The sequence below is a fragment of the Kitasatospora sp. NPDC053057 genome (assembly GCF_044546945.1).
Lineage (GTDB): Bacteria > Actinomycetota > Actinomycetes > Streptomycetales > Streptomycetaceae > Kitasatospora.
This window is the reverse complement of sequence record NZ_JBITZP010000005.1, coordinates 142,068-158,898: the sequence shown is the minus strand read 5'-3', so window position 1 is coordinate 158,898 and position 16,831 is coordinate 142,068. Positions and strand designations below refer to the sequence as shown.

Annotated in this window: 19 protein-coding genes; 8 read left to right on the top strand and 11 right to left on the bottom strand. The window is 73.6% G+C overall.

All coding sequences use genetic code 11. The annotated features are described in order from the left end of the window. Window positions 1-32 precede the first annotated feature (32 nt). The gene (locus tag ACIG5E_RS08560) at window positions 33-1,193 is read left to right on the top strand and encodes an Mrp/NBP35 family ATP-binding protein (RefSeq protein ID WP_396532441.1); all 1,161 of its coding nucleotides are present in this window, start codon (window positions 33-35) and stop codon (window positions 1,191-1,193) included. Window positions 1,194-1,282: 89 nt separating this feature from the next. Here ACIG5E_RS08560 and ACIG5E_RS08555 read toward each other — a convergent pair whose 3' ends face one another. The 4 genes from ACIG5E_RS08555 to sigE form a co-directional block, all read right to left on the bottom strand. Then, window positions 1,283-1,957 carry a hypothetical protein gene (locus ACIG5E_RS08555; protein WP_396532440.1) on the bottom strand — a complete coding sequence of 225 codons (675 nt, stop codon included), beginning with the start codon at window positions 1,955-1,957 and terminating at the stop codon, window positions 1,283-1,285. 213 nt (window positions 1,958-2,170) lie between these two features. Then, a complete protein-coding gene (locus tag ACIG5E_RS08550) occupies window positions 2,171-2,608 on the bottom strand; it encodes a sec-independent translocase (RefSeq protein ID WP_396532439.1) in 438 nt (145 codons plus the stop codon). Between the two features lie 123 nt (window positions 2,609-2,731). After that, on the bottom strand, window positions 2,732-3,745 hold the full coding sequence (locus tag ACIG5E_RS08545; protein ID WP_396532438.1) for a zf-HC2 domain-containing protein: 1,014 nt from the start codon (window positions 3,743-3,745) through the stop codon (window positions 2,732-2,734). Further along, window positions 3,742-4,473, bottom strand: a complete 732-nt coding sequence (gene sigE, locus ACIG5E_RS08540) for an RNA polymerase sigma factor SigE (RefSeq protein ID WP_396532527.1) — start codon at window positions 4,471-4,473, stop codon at window positions 3,742-3,744. Before sigE ends, ACIG5E_RS08545 begins: the two co-directional genes overlap by 4 nt. A gap of 288 nt (window positions 4,474-4,761) precedes the next feature. On the opposite strand from sigE, the gene ACIG5E_RS08535 reads away from it, so the two are divergent. Then, on the top strand, window positions 4,762-5,394 hold the full coding sequence (locus ACIG5E_RS08535) for an O-methyltransferase (RefSeq protein WP_207809516.1): 633 nt from the start codon (window positions 4,762-4,764) through the stop codon (window positions 5,392-5,394). A gap of 105 nt (window positions 5,395-5,499) precedes the next feature. On the opposite strand, the gene ACIG5E_RS08530 is transcribed toward ACIG5E_RS08535, so the two are convergent. Next, a complete protein-coding gene (locus tag ACIG5E_RS08530; RefSeq protein ID WP_070043274.1) occupies window positions 5,500-5,667 on the bottom strand; it encodes a DUF3117 domain-containing protein in 168 nt (55 codons plus the stop codon). A 295-nt stretch (window positions 5,668-5,962) separates the two neighbouring features. Here ACIG5E_RS08530 and ACIG5E_RS08525 point away from each other — a divergent pair, with 295 nt between their 5' ends. After that, a complete protein-coding gene (locus tag ACIG5E_RS08525; protein WP_396532437.1) occupies window positions 5,963-6,763 on the top strand; it encodes an enoyl-CoA hydratase-related protein in 801 nt (266 codons plus the stop codon). 27 nt (window positions 6,764-6,790) lie between these two features. Here the strand turns inward: ACIG5E_RS08525 and ACIG5E_RS08520 are convergent, their stop codons facing one another. Next, window positions 6,791-7,387, bottom strand: a complete 597-nt coding sequence (locus ACIG5E_RS08520) for a DNA-3-methyladenine glycosylase I (RefSeq protein WP_396532436.1) — start codon at window positions 7,385-7,387, stop codon at window positions 6,791-6,793. Then, a complete protein-coding gene (locus tag ACIG5E_RS08515) occupies window positions 7,384-7,812 on the bottom strand; it encodes a DivIVA domain-containing protein (protein ID WP_396532435.1) in 429 nt (142 codons plus the stop codon). The genes ACIG5E_RS08520 and ACIG5E_RS08515 overlap by 4 nt, the downstream gene beginning before the upstream one ends. A gap of 182 nt (window positions 7,813-7,994) precedes the next feature. On the opposite strand from ACIG5E_RS08515, the gene folP reads away from it, so the two are divergent. Further along, window positions 7,995-8,807, top strand: a complete 813-nt coding sequence (gene folP / locus ACIG5E_RS08510) for a dihydropteroate synthase (protein WP_396532526.1) — start codon at window positions 7,995-7,997, stop codon at window positions 8,805-8,807. 28 nt (window positions 8,808-8,835) lie between these two features. On the opposite strand, the gene ACIG5E_RS08505 is transcribed toward folP, so the two are convergent. Then, window positions 8,836-9,645: a TIGR00730 family Rossman fold protein gene (locus ACIG5E_RS08505; protein WP_396532434.1), complete on the bottom strand. Its 810-nt coding sequence runs from the start codon at window positions 9,643-9,645 to the stop codon at window positions 8,836-8,838. A gap of 112 nt (window positions 9,646-9,757) precedes the next feature. Further along, a complete protein-coding gene (gene dapE, locus ACIG5E_RS08500) occupies window positions 9,758-10,834 on the bottom strand; it encodes a succinyl-diaminopimelate desuccinylase (RefSeq protein ID WP_396532433.1) in 1,077 nt (358 codons plus the stop codon). A 145-nt stretch (window positions 10,835-10,979) separates the two neighbouring features. Between dapE and ACIG5E_RS08495 the strand changes: the two genes are divergently transcribed. Beyond that, the gene (locus ACIG5E_RS08495; RefSeq protein ID WP_396532432.1) at window positions 10,980-12,047 is read left to right on the top strand and encodes a hypothetical protein; all 1,068 of its coding nucleotides are present in this window, start codon (window positions 10,980-10,982) and stop codon (window positions 12,045-12,047) included. 309 nt (window positions 12,048-12,356) lie between these two features. After that, the gene (locus tag ACIG5E_RS08490) at window positions 12,357-13,169 is read left to right on the top strand and encodes a hypothetical protein (RefSeq protein ID WP_396532431.1); all 813 of its coding nucleotides are present in this window, start codon (window positions 12,357-12,359) and stop codon (window positions 13,167-13,169) included. Window positions 13,170-13,226: 57 nt separating this feature from the next. Here the strand turns inward: ACIG5E_RS08490 and dapC are convergent, their stop codons facing one another. Then, a complete protein-coding gene (gene dapC / locus ACIG5E_RS08485) occupies window positions 13,227-14,390 on the bottom strand; it encodes a succinyldiaminopimelate transaminase (protein ID WP_396532430.1) in 1,164 nt (387 codons plus the stop codon). A 20-nt stretch (window positions 14,391-14,410) separates the two neighbouring features. After that, complete coding sequence (fdxA, locus tag ACIG5E_RS08480; protein ID WP_030287402.1) at window positions 14,411-14,737, bottom strand: ferredoxin; 327 nt, start codon at window positions 14,735-14,737, stop codon at window positions 14,411-14,413. Window positions 14,738-14,870: 133 nt separating this feature from the next. On the opposite strand from fdxA, the gene ACIG5E_RS08475 reads away from it, so the two are divergent. Continuing rightward, complete coding sequence (locus tag ACIG5E_RS08475; protein WP_396532429.1) at window positions 14,871-15,881, top strand: GNAT family N-acetyltransferase; 1,011 nt, start codon at window positions 14,871-14,873, stop codon at window positions 15,879-15,881. 31 nt (window positions 15,882-15,912) lie between these two features. Next, on the top strand, window positions 15,913-16,821 hold the full coding sequence (locus ACIG5E_RS08470; RefSeq protein WP_396532428.1) for a transglutaminase family protein: 909 nt from the start codon (window positions 15,913-15,915) through the stop codon (window positions 16,819-16,821). Window positions 16,822-16,831: the final 10 nt, after the last annotated feature.

Genomic DNA, 16,831 nt, shown 5'->3' with positions numbered 1-16,831 from the left:
AAGCAGTTCGCCCGGCGCCGTACCATCAAGGCATGGCCAACGAGACAGAGGTCGCGGCCGGCGTCACGGAGGACTCCGTACGCCAGGCGCTGGCGACCGTCAACGACCCGGAGATCAACCGTCCGATCACCGAGATCGGCATGGTGAAATCGGTCGAGATCGCCGAGGGCGGCGCGGTGCGCGTCGCGGTGTACCTGACCGTCTCCGGCTGTCCGATGCGCGACACCATCGTCACCCGGGTCCGCGAGGCGGTCGGCAAGGTCGCCGGCGTGACCGGCGTCGAGGTCGAACTCGACGTGATGAGCGACGAGCAGCGCAAGGAGCTCTCCCAGCTGCTGCGCGGCGGCGCCCCCGAGCGGGAGATCCCGTTCGCCAAGCCGGGCACGCTGACCCGCGTCTACGCCGTCGCCTCCGGCAAGGGCGGTGTCGGCAAGTCCTCGGTGACGGTCAACCTGGCCGCCGCGATGGCCGCGGACGGGCTGAAGGTCGCCGTCGTGGACGCCGACATCTACGGCCACAGCGTGCCCCGCATGCTGGGTGTCGAGGGCCGGCCGACCCAGGTCCAGGACATGATCATGCCGCCGCAGGCGAACGGCGTGAAGGTCATCTCGATCGGCATGTTCACCCCGGGCAACGCCCCGGTGGTCTGGCGCGGCCCGATGCTGCACCGCGCGCTCCAGCAGTTCCTCGCCGACGTGTGGTGGGGCGACCTGGACGTGCTGCTGCTGGACCTGCCGCCCGGCACCGGCGACATCGCGATCTCGGTGGCGCAGCTGGTCCCCAACGCGGAGATCCTGATCGTCACCACCCCGCAGATGGCCGCCGCCGAGGTGGCCGAGCGGGCCGGCACCATCGCGGTGCAGACCCACCAGAAGATCGTCGGCGTGATCGAGAACATGTCCGGCATGCCGTGCCCGCACTGCGACGAGATGATCGACGTGTTCGGCACCGGCGGCGGCCAGACCGTCGCGGACGCGCTCACCCGCACCGTCGGCGCGACCGTGCCGGTGCTCGGCTCGATCCCGATCGACGTCCGGCTGCGCGAGGGCGGCGACGACGGCCGTCCGGTCGTGCTCGCCGCCCCCGACTCCCCGGCCGGCGCCGCCCTGCGCGCCGTGGCCGGCAAGCTCGGCGGCCGCCAGCGCGGGCTGTCGGGGATGTCGCTCGGGCTGACGCCCAAGAACAAGTTCTGAGGCCTTGACCCGTCCCTCCTCGGAGGGGGCGGGCGAGCAACGGGGCCCGGGTGGACTCACCACCCGGGCCCTCGGCGTATCCGCGTCCGTTACGGCCGGGCGTAGCAGCCCAGGTCCGGGACGGTGGAGAAGCCGATGCCGTAGGCGCTGACGCCCCGGCCGAAGGCACCGAGCAGCACGCCGGGAGCCTCGCCCGCGAGCACCCAGCCGTACTCGGACTCGCGGTACCGGAAGGCCTGCGGCAGGCCGTTGACCGGCAGGCTCAGGGTGGACCAGCCGGGGCCGGCCAGGTCGTCGGCGAGGTCCCACGCGAGGGTGCTCTGCTGGTCCAGCCAGTCCTGGCGCAGCATCCGGTCCAGCTGGCCGGGCCAGGTCGCGGCGAGCAGGCCGGAGCCGGCCAGCCAGGCCGCGGAGGAGGGGGAGGTCGCCTCCAGCGTGCCGGTGTTGTCGGCGCTGCGGCGGCTGTCCCGGCGGGCGACGGTGACCACGACGGCGAACTTCCGCACGTCGCGGGGCTCGTACTGCTTGGCCGGCTCGTCGCCGTGGCCGAGGGTGCCGTAGTCGACGCCGGCCGCCCCGGCGCGGGTGCCGCCGGCGCCGGCCTGCATCAGGAAGCGGCGGCCGGTCCAGCCGTCGTCCAGGCCGTACCACGGGAAGTCGGCGGACAGGTAGGGCAGCAGCGGGTCCGCCGGGCCTGCCTGCCCGCCGACCACCGGGCTGCCGGCCGTGGCCGTCGCCCCTCCCGCCTGACTCGTCGCGTCCATCCCCGGGCCTCCTCAAACGCACGTGTGCCTGCCGTGGCGCGCTCCCATGGTGGCGTACCTCGGCGTTCCCGGGGGCCGTTACCGGTCCGCGTGGACGCGGATGTGACGGACGGCTCAGCGGGAACAATCAGCACAATAGCGGCGCACACGCCGCCGCCCCGCTCAGCCGGGCGGCAGGACGGGGCGGTGGCGTCGGGCCCGCACCCGGTGGGCTCAGGTGGCGTCGGGGTCGAACGGGGGCCGCTCGCCGGGCTGCAGGGGGGCGCCGGCGGAGGCGGGCGCCGGGGTGGCCTTCTCGAAACTCACGCTGCCCGCACGGCCGTTCACCGGCGCCGCGGGCTTGTCGTCCAGGACGGAGCGGATGTCGAGCGACTCCTTCATGTCCTTCAGGCCCAGCGGGTCCTGCGTGTCACCCATCAGCTGCTTGCGGACGAAGGTCTTGGGGTTGAGGTCCTCGAACTCGAAGTCCTTGAACTCGGGCCCGAGCTCGCTGCGGATGTCCTCCTTCGCGGTGTCGGCGAAGGCACGGACCTTCCGGATGAAGCCCATGGTGTCCTGGATCAGCTTCGGCAGCTTGTCCGGGCCGAAGATGATGATCGCCATCACGATCAGGGTAAGGAACTCCAGCCCACCACCTGCGCCGCTGAACACCTTTGCTCCCTAGTTCGTCGGACGACGGTTCCTACAGGGTAATGGCCACCGGCGGGTCCCTGTTCCACAGCGGGATGAAGCCGTGGTAAAGACCAGCCGGTGGCCCGGGGCAAGGGTGGTTCGCTAGCGGATCTGCTGGCGCAGGGCGGCGATGTTGCCCGGGAATCGCTCCGGGGACGAGGCCGGCTTCGCGTCGCGGTCGGCGGCCACCGGGCGGCCCGGGAAGTCCACCGGAACCTGCGCGGTCATCGGGACCAGGCCGGTGCGGCCGGTGGTGCCACCGCTGCCGGCCGGGCTGACGGTGGTGCCGTGCTGCTCCTCGCCCTGGGTGAGCCCGCCGACGCCGCCGAGGGTCACCGCGGCGACCGAGAAGGCGCCCGCGGCGGCGAACACCAGCCGGCGTCCGCGGGCCGCCGAGGGGCGGACGGCGGCCGCGGCGGGCTGCGGCCTGGGTGCGGGCTCGGGACGGGCGGTGCGCCGCCCCATCAGCGGCCGCAGCACCGAGCCGCGGCCGAAGGCGCGCGGGTCGACCCCGGGCACCGGGGTGTCGGCGCCGAGCGCGCCCGCGCCGAAGGAGGCGCCGGCGCCGCGGCCGAAGGAGCCGCCGGTGAGCCGGCTGCCGCCGAAGGTACCGGCGGCGGGGACCCCGCCGCCGGGCAGGTCGTCGTCGTCGCGGCCGCGCCCGCGCGGCCAGCCGGCGTCCGCCGGGGCGTCCTCCGGCAGGCTGCCGACGGCCATCAGCCGGGCCATCAGCGCGGAGGAGGGGCCGGGGGTGTCGGTGCGGGTCAGCAGGTGCTTGACGGACCGGCCCTCGTCGGCCTCGGCCTTGCACTGCGGGCAGGTCGCCAGGTGGGCCAGGACCCGCTCGCGGGAGTCGTGCCCGAGTTCGCCGTCCAGGAAGGAGGACAGCCGGTCACCGAGGTGGTGCTCCTCGGCCGCGGGTTCGGCGGGCCGTACGGGCACCGCGCGCAGCGCCGTGTCGGCGGGCAGCGGGACGGCGGGCAGCAGGGGGTCACCGGGTTCGCCACCCGCCGGGTCCCCGGCGCCGCGGCGGCCCGGCAGGGCCCAGCCCCGCCAGGTCGAGGACCGCTCGGACGCATCCGAACGGTCCGGACCGGACCGGCTGGTTCCGCTCACGATCGCCTCCGTCCGCGCCCGCCCGGTGCGGCCGCGACCTCGGCGACGGCGCCGACCGGCACCGGCTCCTCCGAGCCGCCGCGGCGCTCGCGGCCCGGCGCCGAGCCGGGGGCACGGTGCTTGAGCGCGGCGCGCAGGTGGGAGCGGCCGCGGTGGATGCGGCTGCGGACGGTACCGAGCTTGACGCCCAGCGTGGCGGCGATCTCCTCGTAGGACAGGCCCTCGATGTCGCAGAGCACCACGGCGGCGCGGAACTCCGGGGCGAGGGTGTCCAGGGCCTGCTGCACGTCGGCGTCGAAGTGGGTGTCGCTGAAGTGCTGGGCCGGACTGGGCTCGCGGGAGGCGAGCCGCTCGGCCGCGTCCTCGCCGAGCGCGTCGAAGCGGATGCGCTGGCGGCGGCGGACCATGTCCAGGAACAGGTTGGTGGTGATCCGGTGCAGCCAGCCCTCGAACGTGCCGGGGGTGTAGGTGGACAGCGAACGGAACACCCGGACGAAGACCTCCTGGGTGAGGTCCTCGGCGTCGTGCTGGTTGCCCGTCAGACGGTAGGCGAGGCGGTAGACGCGGGCGCTGTGGGCCTCGACGATCTCCTCCCACGTGGGCGGAGTCCAGGTCTGCGCGTCGGGACCCTCGGCGAAGGTCGCGAGGACAGGAGCCTCGGTGGTGCCGGCGGCCGTCGTCTCGGCGGCGGCGGGCTGGTCCAGGTCGGAGTGCGCAGGCTGGTTCATCACGGGCTTCGGCGTACGGGCCGACGCGGTGCCGCGGAAGTGCCGCCGCACAGGGACGTCGCCCTCGGCCACACCTCCTCGGTCGGCTCTTCTGCCCAGCAGGGCCACCACCATATCCACCTCACCCGTCAAGCCCGGATAAAAGTGCCCGGGAGGTCTTGCGCACCCGGTCCTCAGTGACAACGGCCCGCCGCCGTACGCGGTTCCCGCCCGGCCAGTAATCTGTGGCAGGAAATATCGACATCCCTCCGCGCCGGGCCTCCGCCCGGGGCTCCGAAAGAGGCAGCCATCAGCGAGTTCGGGCCCGCGCGCGCGGCCCTCGCCGACACCTACGTGGGCGAGGACGCGGTGCTGACCTACGCCCGGGCGCAGTCCGCGCGCACCGGCATACGGGCCATCGGGCCGAGCGGCGGGGCGTGCCTGCGGCTGCTGGCCGCGGCTCTGGACGCCAAGGCGGTGGCCGAGATCGGCACCGGCACCGGGGTGTCCGGGGTCTACCTGCTGCGCGGGATGCGGCCGGACGGCGTGCTCACCACGGTCGACTCCGAGCCGGTGCGCCAGCAGCTGGCCCGCGAGGCCTACCAGGCGGCCGGGTTCGCGGCCAACCGCTCGCGGTTCATACCGGGCCGGGCCCTGGAGGTGCTCCCCCGGCTCGCCGACGGCCAGTACGACCTGGTGTTCTGCGACGGGGATCCGGCCGAGTCGCGCGAGTACCTGCTGGAGTCGCTGCGGCTGCTGCGGCCGGGCGGGATGGTCTGCTTCGAGGGGGTCTTCCAGGAGGGCCGTCTCGCCGAGCCGGAGCTGCAGGACCCGCAGACCGGCGCCGTGCGGGACCTGGTCCGGGACGTGCGGGAGAGCGAGGCACTGCTGCCCGCGCTGCTGCCGGTCTCGGACGGGCTGCTCTGCGCCGTCAAGCGCTAGCCCGAGCAGTCACGGGCCCGCCCCGTGGAACGCGCGGGCCCGGGCCGACATGACGTCGTACCCGGGCCCGGCGGTACGTCTCCAGGAGACGAGCACCCGCTGCGGTCAGCCGGTGACCTCCATCAGGGCATCGCCCAGGGCTTTGGCCTCGTCAGGCGTGAGCTCCACCACGAGGCGTCCGCCGCCTTCGAGCGGAACGCGCATGATGATGCCCCGCCCCTCTTTGGTGACTTCGAGCGGGCCGTCACCCGTCCGCGGCTTCATGGCCGCCATGCTCGTTCCCCTTCCTGCAACCGCTCAGCTACGCACCGGCAGTCCGTCCACCGCCGGTATCGAACGCATTGATCGGAAGCCATTATCCCGCATGCCACGGCCTGATGACCAACATCACTCTCGGTGCAACCACGGCCGGACCGGCCGCAACCACCGCAATTGGCGTCATAAGCCCCGGCGTGGCGGCGATACCGGAACAGCCGGAAGGTGCGATACCTCACACTCCCCAGTCCGCCCCGTGCTCCGGCATCCTGACACCACCACCCACGCGACGATCACTGAGGGAGCCTCGCCCATGGCGGATTCCGTGCTGTACGAGCTGGACGGCGGCCTGGCCGTCATCACCATCAACCGCCCGGAGGCGATGAACGCCCTGGACGTCGCCACCAAGGTGGCGCTGCGCGACACCGTGATCGAGGCGGCCGGGGACCCGGCGGTGCGCGCGGTGCTGCTGACCGGCGCGGGCGAGCGGGCCTTCTGCGTCGGGCAGGACCTGAACGAGCACCTGGCGCTGCTGAAGCGGGCCGAGGAGACCGGCGAGGGCGCGCTGCGGACCGTCGCCGAGCACTACAACCCGCTGACCCGCGCGCTGGCCGGGATGCGCAAGCCGACCGTCGCCGCGGTCGGCGGGGTGGCGGCCGGGGCGGGCGCCTCGCTCGCCTTCGCCTGCGACTTCCGGATCCTCTCCGACCGGGCCGGGTTCAACACCGCCTTCACCGGGATCGGCCTGACCGCCGACTCCGGCGCGTCCTGGACGCTGCCCCGGCTGGTCGGGCACGCCAAGGCCACCGAGCTGCTGATGCTGCCCCGGACGGTCAAGGCCGCCGAGGCGATGGAGCTGGGCCTGGCCACCAAGGTCGTGCCGGCCGACGAACTCGCCGCCACCGCACGGGTCTTCGCCCGCGAGCTGGCCGAGGGCCCGACGGTGGCCTACGGCGCCGTCAAGGAGTCGCTGGCGTACGGCGCCTCGCACTCGCTGGACGAACTGCTCGACAAGGAGGACGAGTTGCAGACCCTGGCCGGGGAGAGCGAGGACCACCGGATCGCGGTGCGCGCCTTCATCGCCAAGGAGAAGCCGAAGTACATCGGGCGCTGACGCCCGGCGCTTCCGATCGCTCGACGCCTACCGCTCGTGGCCGCCGGCGCGGACGTGGCAGTCCGCCAGGTGGTCGTCGACCAGGCCGCAGGCCTGCATCAGGGCGTAGGCGGTGGTCGGGCCGACGAAGCGGAAGCCCGCCTTCTTCAGCGCCTTCGCCAGCGCCGTCGACTCGGGGGTGACGGCCGGCACCTCGCCCAGTGTGCTGGGGGCCGGCCGGTCCGGGTCGGCGGCGAACTGCCAGATCAGCGCGTCCAGTCCGCCGTCCAGGTCGCGGGCGACCCGGGCGTTGGCGATCGCCGCCTCGATCTTGGCCCGGTTGCGGATGATGCCGGTGTCGGCGAGCAGCCGCTCCCTGTCGGCCTCGCCGAACTCGGCGACCTTGCCGATCTCGAAGCCGGCGAACGCGGCCCGGAAGCCCTCCCGACGGCGCAGGATGGTCAGCCAGGACAGGCCGGACTGGAAGGCCTCCAGGCAGACCCGCTCGAACAGCGCGTCGTCGCCGTGCACCGGGCGGCCCCACTCGGTGTCGTGGTAGACGCGGTAGTCGTCGGTGGAGTCGCCCCAGCCGCAGCGGCGAAGGCCGTCCGCGCCGAGGACGGCACCGTCGGACGTGGCGGTCACTGGTCCTTCACCGGCTTCGCGTCCTCGGGGGCCGGCTCCTTGGCGAGCGCGACGGCCGGCTTGACCACCTGGGCGAAGGACTCCAGGCCGGGCAGCGGTTCGGCGGCCGGGTCGGGGGCGGTGGTGGCCTCGACCGCGCCGCGCAGGTGGGCGGCGGCCTCCAGTTCGGCGATCCGCGAGTCGCGGTAGGCGAGTTCGGCGCCGAGGCGGTCCAGGACGTCGTCCACCTCGTCCATCCGGTAGCCGCGCACGGCCATCGGCAGGCGCAGGTCGTCGACGTCCGTCTTGTTCAGCGGGCGGTCCTGCGGCAGCCGCGCGGCGATGCGGTCCGGCACCGCCTCCGGCATCGAGCCGCCCCCGCCGAGCGCCACCAGCGCGGCGCCGCCGACCACCACGGCCATGGCGACCACGATCACCCAGAACACGAGCTGTCCTCCCGAACTCCCGGTCGGCCTCCTCCGAGGTGCCAGGGAACCGGGCTGATCATGACAGCATGGTCCCTGGTGAGGCCGGGGGGGCCATCATCGCACCCGTAGGAGCTGTGGAGGAGACATCGGTGGCACTGCGCCTGGGACCGCGCGAATTCGGTGACGACGAGCTGGTGATCATGGCGATCGTGAACCGGACTCCGGACTCGTTCTTCGACAAGGGCTCGACCTTCGCCGACGAGGCCGCGTTCGCCGCCGCCGACCGCGCGATGGCCGAGGGCGCGGCGATCCTGGACATCGGCGGGGTGAAGGCCGGTCCGGGCGACGAGGTCACGGTCGAGGAGGAGCTGCGGCGCACCGTGCCCTTCGTGGCCGAGCTGCGCAAGCGCCACCCCGACGCGGTGATCAGCGTGGACACCTGGCGGCACGAGGTCGGCGAGGCGGTCTGCGAGGTGGGCGCGGACCTGCTGAACGACGCCTGGGGCGGGGTGGACCCCGAGCTCGCCGAGGTGGCCGCCCGGTACGACGCCGGGCTGGTCTGCACCCACGCGGGCGGCGCCGAGCCGCGCACCCGGCCGCACCGGGCCGGATACGAGGACGTGATGGCGGACATCCTGCGGGTCACCCTGGGCCTCGCCGAGCGGGCGGTCGAGCTGGGCGTCCGCCGGGACGCGGTGATCATCGACCCGGGGCACGACTTCGGCAAGAACACCCGGCACTCGCTGGAGGCCACCCGGCGGCTGCCGGAGATGACCGCGACCGGCTTCCCGGTGCTGGTCTCGCTCTCCAACAAGGACTTCGTCGGCGAGACCCTGGACCGGCCGGTGAACGAGCGGCTGCTCGGCACCCTGGCCACCACCGCGGTCTCGGCCTGGCTGGGCGCCCGGGTCTACCGGGTGCACCAGGTAGAGGAGACCCGCCAGGTGCTGGACATGGTCGCCTCGATCCGGGGCACCCGCCCTCCGGCGGTCGCCCGCCGGGGGCTGGCGTAGGGCCCCTCCCGGTGGCGCTCGGCTCGCGCTAGATCTCGTTCACGGGCCGACGGGCCTCGGCGAGGATCTTCAGGACCTCGTCGATCTCGTCGGTGATGTGGAACAGCTCCAGGTCGTGCGGGGCCGCCTTGCCCTGCGCGACCAGGGTGTTCTTCAGCCACTCGTAGAGGCCGCCCCAGTAGGCGCTGCCGTAGAGGATCACCGGGAAGCGGGTGACCTTCTTCGTCTGCACCAGGGTGAGCGCCTCGAACAGCTCGTCCAGCGTGCCGAGTCCGCCGGGCAGGACCACGAAGCCCTGCGCGTACTTGACGAACATCGTCTTGCGGACGAAGAAGTAACGGAAGTTCAGCCCGAGGTCGACGAACTCGTTGAGGCCCTGCTCGAAGGGCAGCTCGATGCCGAGCCCGACGCTGAGGCCGCCGGCCTCCGAGGCGCCGCGGTTGGCGGCCTCCATCGCGCCGGGGCCGCCGCCGGTGATCACCGCGTAGCCGGCCTCGGCGAGGGCCCGGCCGATGGCCGTCCCGGCCTCGTACTCGGGTGAGTCGGCCGGGGTCCGGGCCGAGCCGAAGACGCTGATCGCGGGCGGGAGTTCGGCGAGGGCGCCGAAGCCCTCGACGAACTCGGAGGTGATCCGCAGCACCCGCCAGGGGTCGGTGTGCAGCCAGTCGGTGGGCCCCGTGGTGTCCAGCAGGCGCTGGTCCGTGGTGCTGGTGCCGACCTGGTCCCGGCGCACCAGCACCGGGCCCTTCTGCTTCTCGGGCCAGGCCTTCTTCTTCCGCGGCACGCCGACCTGCTCGGGGCCGTGTCCGTAGTACTTGTCGTCTCCTGTGCCTGTCATGACGAAACCCTACGCCCGCCTTCCCCCGTTTTCAGGCAACGGGGGAAGGTCGGTTGGGCAACCGGAAGGTGGAGTTCGACCGTCGGTTCGATCGACCCCGAACGCCTTCGGTTCAGCTGGTCAGCCAGGCGCGCAGCCGGTCCTCGGTCTCGGCGATGGCGGTCAGCGAGCAGTGCTCGTCCCGCTTGTGGGCGTAGTTCGGGTCACCGGGGCCGTAGTTGACCGCCGGGATGCCGAGCGCGCTGAACCGGGCGACGTCGGTCCAGCCGAACTTGGCGCGGGCCTGGCCGCCGGTCGCCGCGAGGAAGGCCCTGGCGGCGGGCTGGGCGAGACCGGGGAGGGCGCCGGGGGCGAAGTCGGTGACGGTCAGCTCGAAGCCGTCGAAGACCTCGCGGACGTGCTTCTCCGCCTCGGCCTCGCTGCGGTCGGGCGCGTAGCGGAAGTTGATCGTGATCACGCACTCGTCCGGGATCACGTTGCCGGCCACGCCGCCGTCGATCCGCACCGCGTTGAGGCCCTCGCGGTACTCCAGGCCGTCGATCTCCACCCGGCGCGGCTGGTAGTCCGCGAGCCGGGTGAGCACCTCGGCGGCGTGGTGGATGGCGTTGTCGCCGAGCCAGCTGCGGGCCGCGTGGGCGCGCACGCCGGTGAGCCGGACCTGCGCCCGCAGGGTGCCCTGGCAGCCGCCCTCGACCATGGCTTCGCTGGGCTCCATCAGCACCGCGAAGTCGGCGGCCAGCCACTCCGGGCGGTCCTTGGCGAGGTGGCCGAGCCCGTTGCGGTGGGCCTCCACCTCCTCGCAGTCGTAGAACACGTAGGTGAGGTCGCGGTTGGGCTCGGTCAGGGTGGCGGCGAGGCGCAGCGCGACGGCCACGCCGGACTTCATGTCCGAGGTCCCGCAGCCGTAGAGCAGGTCGCCCTCGACGTACGAGGGCAGGTTGTCGGCGATCGGTACGGTGTCCAGGTGGCCGGCCAGCACGACGCGCTCGGCGCGGCCCAGGTTCGTCCGGGCCACCACGTTGTTGCCGTAGCGGTCCACGGTCAGGTGCGGGTAGCCGCGCAGGGCGGCCTCGACGGCGTCGGCGAGCGCCTGCTCGTCGCCGCTCACCGAGGGGAAGTCGACGAGGCGGGCGGTCAGCGCGCCACCGTCGAGGGTCAGGTCCAGAGGCGTCGGGTTCGGGCTGCTCATGGCGCCAGCCTAGCCGCGTGGCCGTGTGCCCTGTGTGGTCGTGTTGTGACCCGGAACGCCTCCGGATCGGCAACCGGAGTGCGCCGTACACCCGTCCGAGTGGGTACGGTGTCGGATCAAGAAGGCGGGCGCGAGAGGGGCGAGGGTGGCCAGGAGAAGGCACAGCGAGGAGCTGGGCGAGGAGCAGGGCGACGATGTGGCGCCCCGCCGCCGCGGTCCGGTGCGCGCGCTGCTGCTCGTGCTGGTCGGACTGCTCGGCCTGGCGATGGTCGCGGGCCTGGCCGTGGTCGGGATCTGGTGGTTCGGGTTCCGGCAGGGCGCCACGGAGGAGTGCACGGTGAAGACCGCGGCCGGCAGCGGCACGCTGGAGCTGCCGCAGGCCGCCAACGCCGCGACGATCGCCGCGGTGGCGCGCTCGCGCGGGCTGCCGGACCGAGCGACGGCGATCTCGCTGGCGACCGCGATGCAGGAGTCCAAGCTGCGCAACCTCGCGGGCGGCGACCGGGACTCGATCGGCCTGTTCCAGCAGCGGCCCTCGATGGGCTGGGGCACCCCGGAGCAGATCGCGGACCCGGTGTACGCGACCAACAAGTTCCTGGACGGTCTGGTCAAGGTCCCGGGGTACACCCGGATGCCGCTGACCGACGCGGCCCAGGCGGTGCAGAAGAGCGGCTACCCGCAGGCGTACGCCAAGCACGAGACCAAGGCGGCGCTGCTCACCTCGGCGCTGGCCGGCCGTGAGCCCGCCTCGTTCAGCTGCGTGGTGCACGACTACGCCAAGCCGGACCCGGCCGACTCGCCGTCGCCGACCGCGGGCGCCTCGGCGACCCCGGTCGCGCTGCCGGACCGCACCCAGGTGCTGTCGGACCGGGTGCGCCGGGAGTTCGGCCGGAGCGTTACCCCGGCCACCGGCTACACCTCGACGATCAAGGGTGCCGAGAACGCCGTATCGCTGACCCCGGACCCGGCCACCGCCGCGCTGACCTCCTCGGCGGACGCCGGGGCCGACGCCGGGGCGAGCGCCGAGCGGACCAGCGGCTGGGAGGTCGCCCACTGGGCGGTCGCCCAGGCGCAGCAGCTGGGCATCGCGACGGTCGCCTACGACGGGAAGATCTGGCGCAAGACGGAGTCCGAGGACGGCTGGCAGACCCAGACCTCGGGGACGTCGACCAAGCTCGTCCAGGTCACCCTGGCGCCGTCCGCAAAGGGCTGACGCACAGTCGTTCGGGTTGCCGCCGGACGGGTGATTCCGGTCAACTCCGGTGGACCGACCGCCCGTTCCGGCGAACCCCGGTGCCGAACCGTCACTTCCCTTGGCCGGGGCCGGTCCGACGGTGCTCCGGAGGGTCCGGCGAGCGTCCTTGCTGCGGTCGTACGATCCGATGATCGGTCAGGCACTTTCCGGCCCAGGCCGAAACCTTCTGGCTTCTCAAGCGGTAACAACGTCGTCCGCCAGGTCCCGTCCACGCTCGGATCGTCCACCCGGCGGACGGGACGGACCCAGACCCCTTCGAGGAGCCTCATGTCTCACCCCCTCACGCGCCGGATCGCCCAGGCCGCGCTCGTCGTGGCCGCCGGAGCGACCCCGCTGGTCGCGGCCGGCTCCGCGTCCGCCCTGGGCGGGGACGCCCTGCTTCCCAAGAGCGACCTCGCGGCGCCGCTGGGCCAGCTGACCAACACCGACACCGGTTCCACCCTGCAGCACACCACCCACCAGCTCGGCCAGGCGGCCGGCACCACCGGTGCGGCCACCGTCGCCGCGGGCGTGCCGGCCTCCGCCGACGCCGCGGGCAACATCGTCGCCCACCAGCTCCCCGAGGCGAACGAGAAGGCCAGCTCGCTGACCGCGCCGGTCGACCAGACCGCCGCCACCACCGGCCAGCTCTCCGGCGTCACCCCGAAGGTCGCCTCGACCCTGGCCGGCAAGCTCGGCGAGGCCGTCACCGGCAAGGGCATGGGCACCCGCAGCGCCACCGCCGGCACCGGCCCGGTCGGCGCGCTCCCCCAGACCGGCGCGCTCACCCAGGCCCTGCCCGGCGCCGACCGGCTCTCCAGCGCCGTCCCCGGCACCAACGCCGTCACCGACGCGCTGCCGACCAGCGCGGTGGAGCGCGCCCTGCCGCTCGGCCCGGTGGAGCACGCGCTGCCCGGCGGAGTGCCCGCCACCGACGTCCTGGGCCTCGCGGAGCACGGCTCGGCCAACCGGCTCGGCGGCGCCGACCTCGGCCCGAACAGCCCGCTCTCCGGCCTGTCCGGCCTGACCGGCGCGCTCGGCCCGGTCGGCGGCCTGCTGAACGGCGTGGGCGGCGGCAGCGTCAGCGGCCTGCCGCTGTAACCCTCCGGGAACGTCGAAGGGGCCGGCGCTCGAAGCGCCGGCCCCTTCGACGTGTCGTCAGCGCGCCGCGGTCAACCGCTCCACGGCCGCGGCGACCCGCTCGTCGGTCGCGGTGAACGCGACCCGGACGAAGCGGTCGCCGGACGGCCCGTAGAAGTCACCGGGCGCCACCAGGATGCCCAGCGCGGCCAGTTCGGCCACGGTCTCCCAGCACGGGCGGTCCTGGGTCGCCCACAGGTACAGGCTCGCCTCGGAGTGCTCGACCCGGAAGCCGTACGCCTCCAGCGCCGCCCGCAGCGCCGAGCGCCGGGCCGCGTACCGCTCCCGCTGCTCGGCCACGTGGGCGTCGTCCGTCAGCGCCGCGATCGTCGCCGCCTGGACGGGCGCCGGCACGATCATGCCGCCGTGCTTGCGCAGCCCCAGCAGCTCCCCGACCACCACCGGGTCGCCCGCCACGAAGGAGGCGCGGTAGCCGGCCAGGTTGGAGCGCTTGGAGAGCGAGTGGACGGCCAGCAGGCCCTCGTGCCGCGTTCCGTCGTCGGGGGCACCGCAGACGTCCGGGTGCAGGACGGAGACCGGCTCGGCCTCCCAGCCCAGCTCGAAGTAGCACTCGTCGCTGACCAGCAGCACCCGGTGCTCCCGGGCCCACTCGACGGCGCGGCGCAGCTCGTCCTTGCCGAGCACCCGGCCGGTCGGGTTGGACGGCGAGTTCACCCAGAGCAGGCGCACCCGGGAGCCGTCCAGCTCGTCCACCGAGTCGTACTCGACCGGCTCGGCGCCGCACAGCCGTGCGCCCACCTCGTAGGTCGGGTAGGCCAGCCGCGGGTAGGCGACCTGGTCGCCCGGGCCGAGGCCGAGCTGGGTCGGCAGCGAGGCCACCAGCTCCTTGGAGCCGACGGTCGGCAGGACGGCCCGCGGGCCGATCTCGGCGCCGCAGCGGCGGTGCAGCCAGCCGGCGATCGCCTCGCGCAGCTCCAGCGGGCCCCAGACGGTCGGGTAGCCGGGGGTGTCCGTGTGGGCGGCCAGCGCCTTCTGGATCACCTCGGGGACCGGGTCGACGGGGGTGCCGACGGAGAAGTCGCAGAGGCCACCGGGGTGGGCGAGGGCGGTGGCCTTGTAGGGCTCCAGCTTGTCCCAGGGGAAGACTGGCAGCCGGTCGGAAACGCGGCGCGCCGCCCCCGGGTGGCCCGGGAACGGCGCGCGCGTGCTGTTCGTGCTCACAGCTCAGTAGCCACCGATCGTCAGTGGTCGGCGTTCTGCGGCGGCAGGGCCGCGATGAACGGGTGGTCCCGCTCGATCAGGCCGAGCTTCGAGGCACCACCGGGCGAACCCAGGTCGTCGAAGAACTCGACGTTCGCCTTGTAGTAGTCCTTCCACTCCTCCGGAGTGTCGTCCTCGTAGAAGATCGCCTCGACCGGGCAGACCGGCTCGCAAGCGCCACAGTCGACACACTCATCCGGGTGGATGTAGAGGGAACGCTGGCCCTCGTAGATGCAGTCAACCGGGCACTCTTCGATGCACGCCTTGTCCTTCACGTCGACACAAGGCTGCGCGATGACGTAGGTCACGCTGTCGTTCCTCCTCGGAAGGGCCTGGCGGCCCGTTCTGTTCTGCTCGCGTGCGCGGTGAGCGCGGCGTCGTCGATGCCCGCCTCTAGTATCGCGGGTCGGAGACCGCAAATGCACAGGAGGTGGCCGGATCATGACCCGAGACCCGCTGGAGAGCCGTCCAGAAGTCCGGATAGATCGCTCTGACGTGGGACTTCGCGTGTCCGTGCGACGCCTCTCGGAGTTCGTGGACGACCGCCCCGTGTTCCGCGATGTGATCGGCGTTCTCACATCATGGAACGATCAAGGGCTGGTGGTCGAGCCGCGCTCGGGCGGGCCGGTCGCCTTCCCGGAGAAGCTGCTGGTCGCGGGCAAGGTCGTGCCGCCGTTCCCGGCCCGGCGGGCGCCGCTGCCCGCCGCCACTCCGGTCGAGCTGCAGCGGATCGCCGGGCGCGGCTGGCCGGCCGTCGAACAGGAGGCGCTCGGCGAGTGGACGCTGCGCGCCGCGTCCGGCTTCACCCGGCGGGCCAACTCCGCCCAGGCGCTCGGCGACCCGGGACTGCCGCTGCCGCGGGCGCTGGCCGCCCTGCGGGCCTGGTACGCGGCGCGCGGACTGCCCGCGTACGTCGAGGTGATCACCCCCGGATCGCCCGAGGACCTGCGCGTCGAACTCGACCGGCTGGGCGCCGGGTACGCGCCCACCCTGGTGCGCACCGCGCCGCTGGCCGCGGTCGCCCGGCTGGGCTCCGGGCACGAGCGGGTACGGCTCTCCCGCACGGCGGACGCCGACTGGATGTCGCTGTACCGCCGGGTGAGCGCGGACCCGGCGGTGGAGGCGGCGGCCCGGCAGGTGCTGCACGGCGGCCCCTCGGTCTGGTTCGCCACCGTGCCCGGCGCCCCCGGGCAGCCCCCGCTGGCGATCGGGCGCTGCGTCATCGACGGGCCGTGGGCCTGCTTCGGCGCGATCGAGGTGCAGCCGTACGCCCGGCGGGCCGGACTGGCGACGACGGTCATGGCGGTGCTCGCCGCCCGCGCGGCGGAGGAGGGGGCGAGCGGCGTCTACCTGCAGGTCGAGGCGGAGAACGACGGTGCGATCGCGCTCTATGACGGACTCGGCTTCACGACCAGTCACACTTACCACTACGCGCTCCTTCCCCAGGAGTAGCCGCCCGACCGTTCCGCCCTGGTATGTCCGCTTGTCCGTCCGTCGTACGAAGGCCGCCGCCGTCACCGTGACCGAGCAGAGCAGAGACCGCTTCCGGACCGCCGCCCGCGCCGAGCAGCCCGACCCGGTGCTGCTCTGCCTACTCGCCGCCGCCGAGCACGAGCCCGTACTCGACCCGGGTGATCCGGGCGAACCGCCCGGGGCGGACACCCTGCTGGCCGCCTGCGCGGCCGCCTTCGACCGGCACGCGGCGGCCGTCCGGCTCGCCGTCGCCGAACGCTCGCCGTCCGGGCCGGAGGAGACCGCCGCCCTGCTCGCCGCCGTGCTGGGCGGGCGGGAGCGGTTCCACGGACGCCAGTCCGACTACCGGCGGCTGGAGTCCTCGCTGCTGCCCGACGTGCTGCGCCGGCGGCGCGGACTGCCGATCATGCTCTCGCTGGTGTGGATGGAGGTCGGGCGGCGCGCCGGGCTCACCGTCCACGGCATCGCGCTGCCTGGTCACTTCATCGTCGCGGTCGGCGGCCCGGCCGGCGGCGAGGAGTACGTCCTCGCCGATCCCTTCCACGGCGGACGGCTGCTCGACCCGGCCGACGTCGAACACCTGGTCGCCGCCGCCGGGCACGACTTCACCCCCGCCCTGCTCACCCCGGCCCAGCCGCTGGACATCGTGCTGCGGGTGCTCGGCAACATCCGGGTCTGGGCCTCCGACCGGCCCGAGCACGCCCGCACTCAGCTGTGGGCCACCGAACTCGCCCTGCTGCTCCCCCGCCACCCGGCCCAGCTCCGGCTGGAACGGGCCGAACTCCTGGTGCGGATGGGCGACTTCCTCGGCGGCTCGGCGGAGATGGACTCCTACGCCCAGATCCTGGACGCCTTCGACCCGGACACCGCCGCGAAGGTCCGCCAGGAGGCCCGGGCGGCCCGCCACCGGCTCAACTGATCGTCCGCGG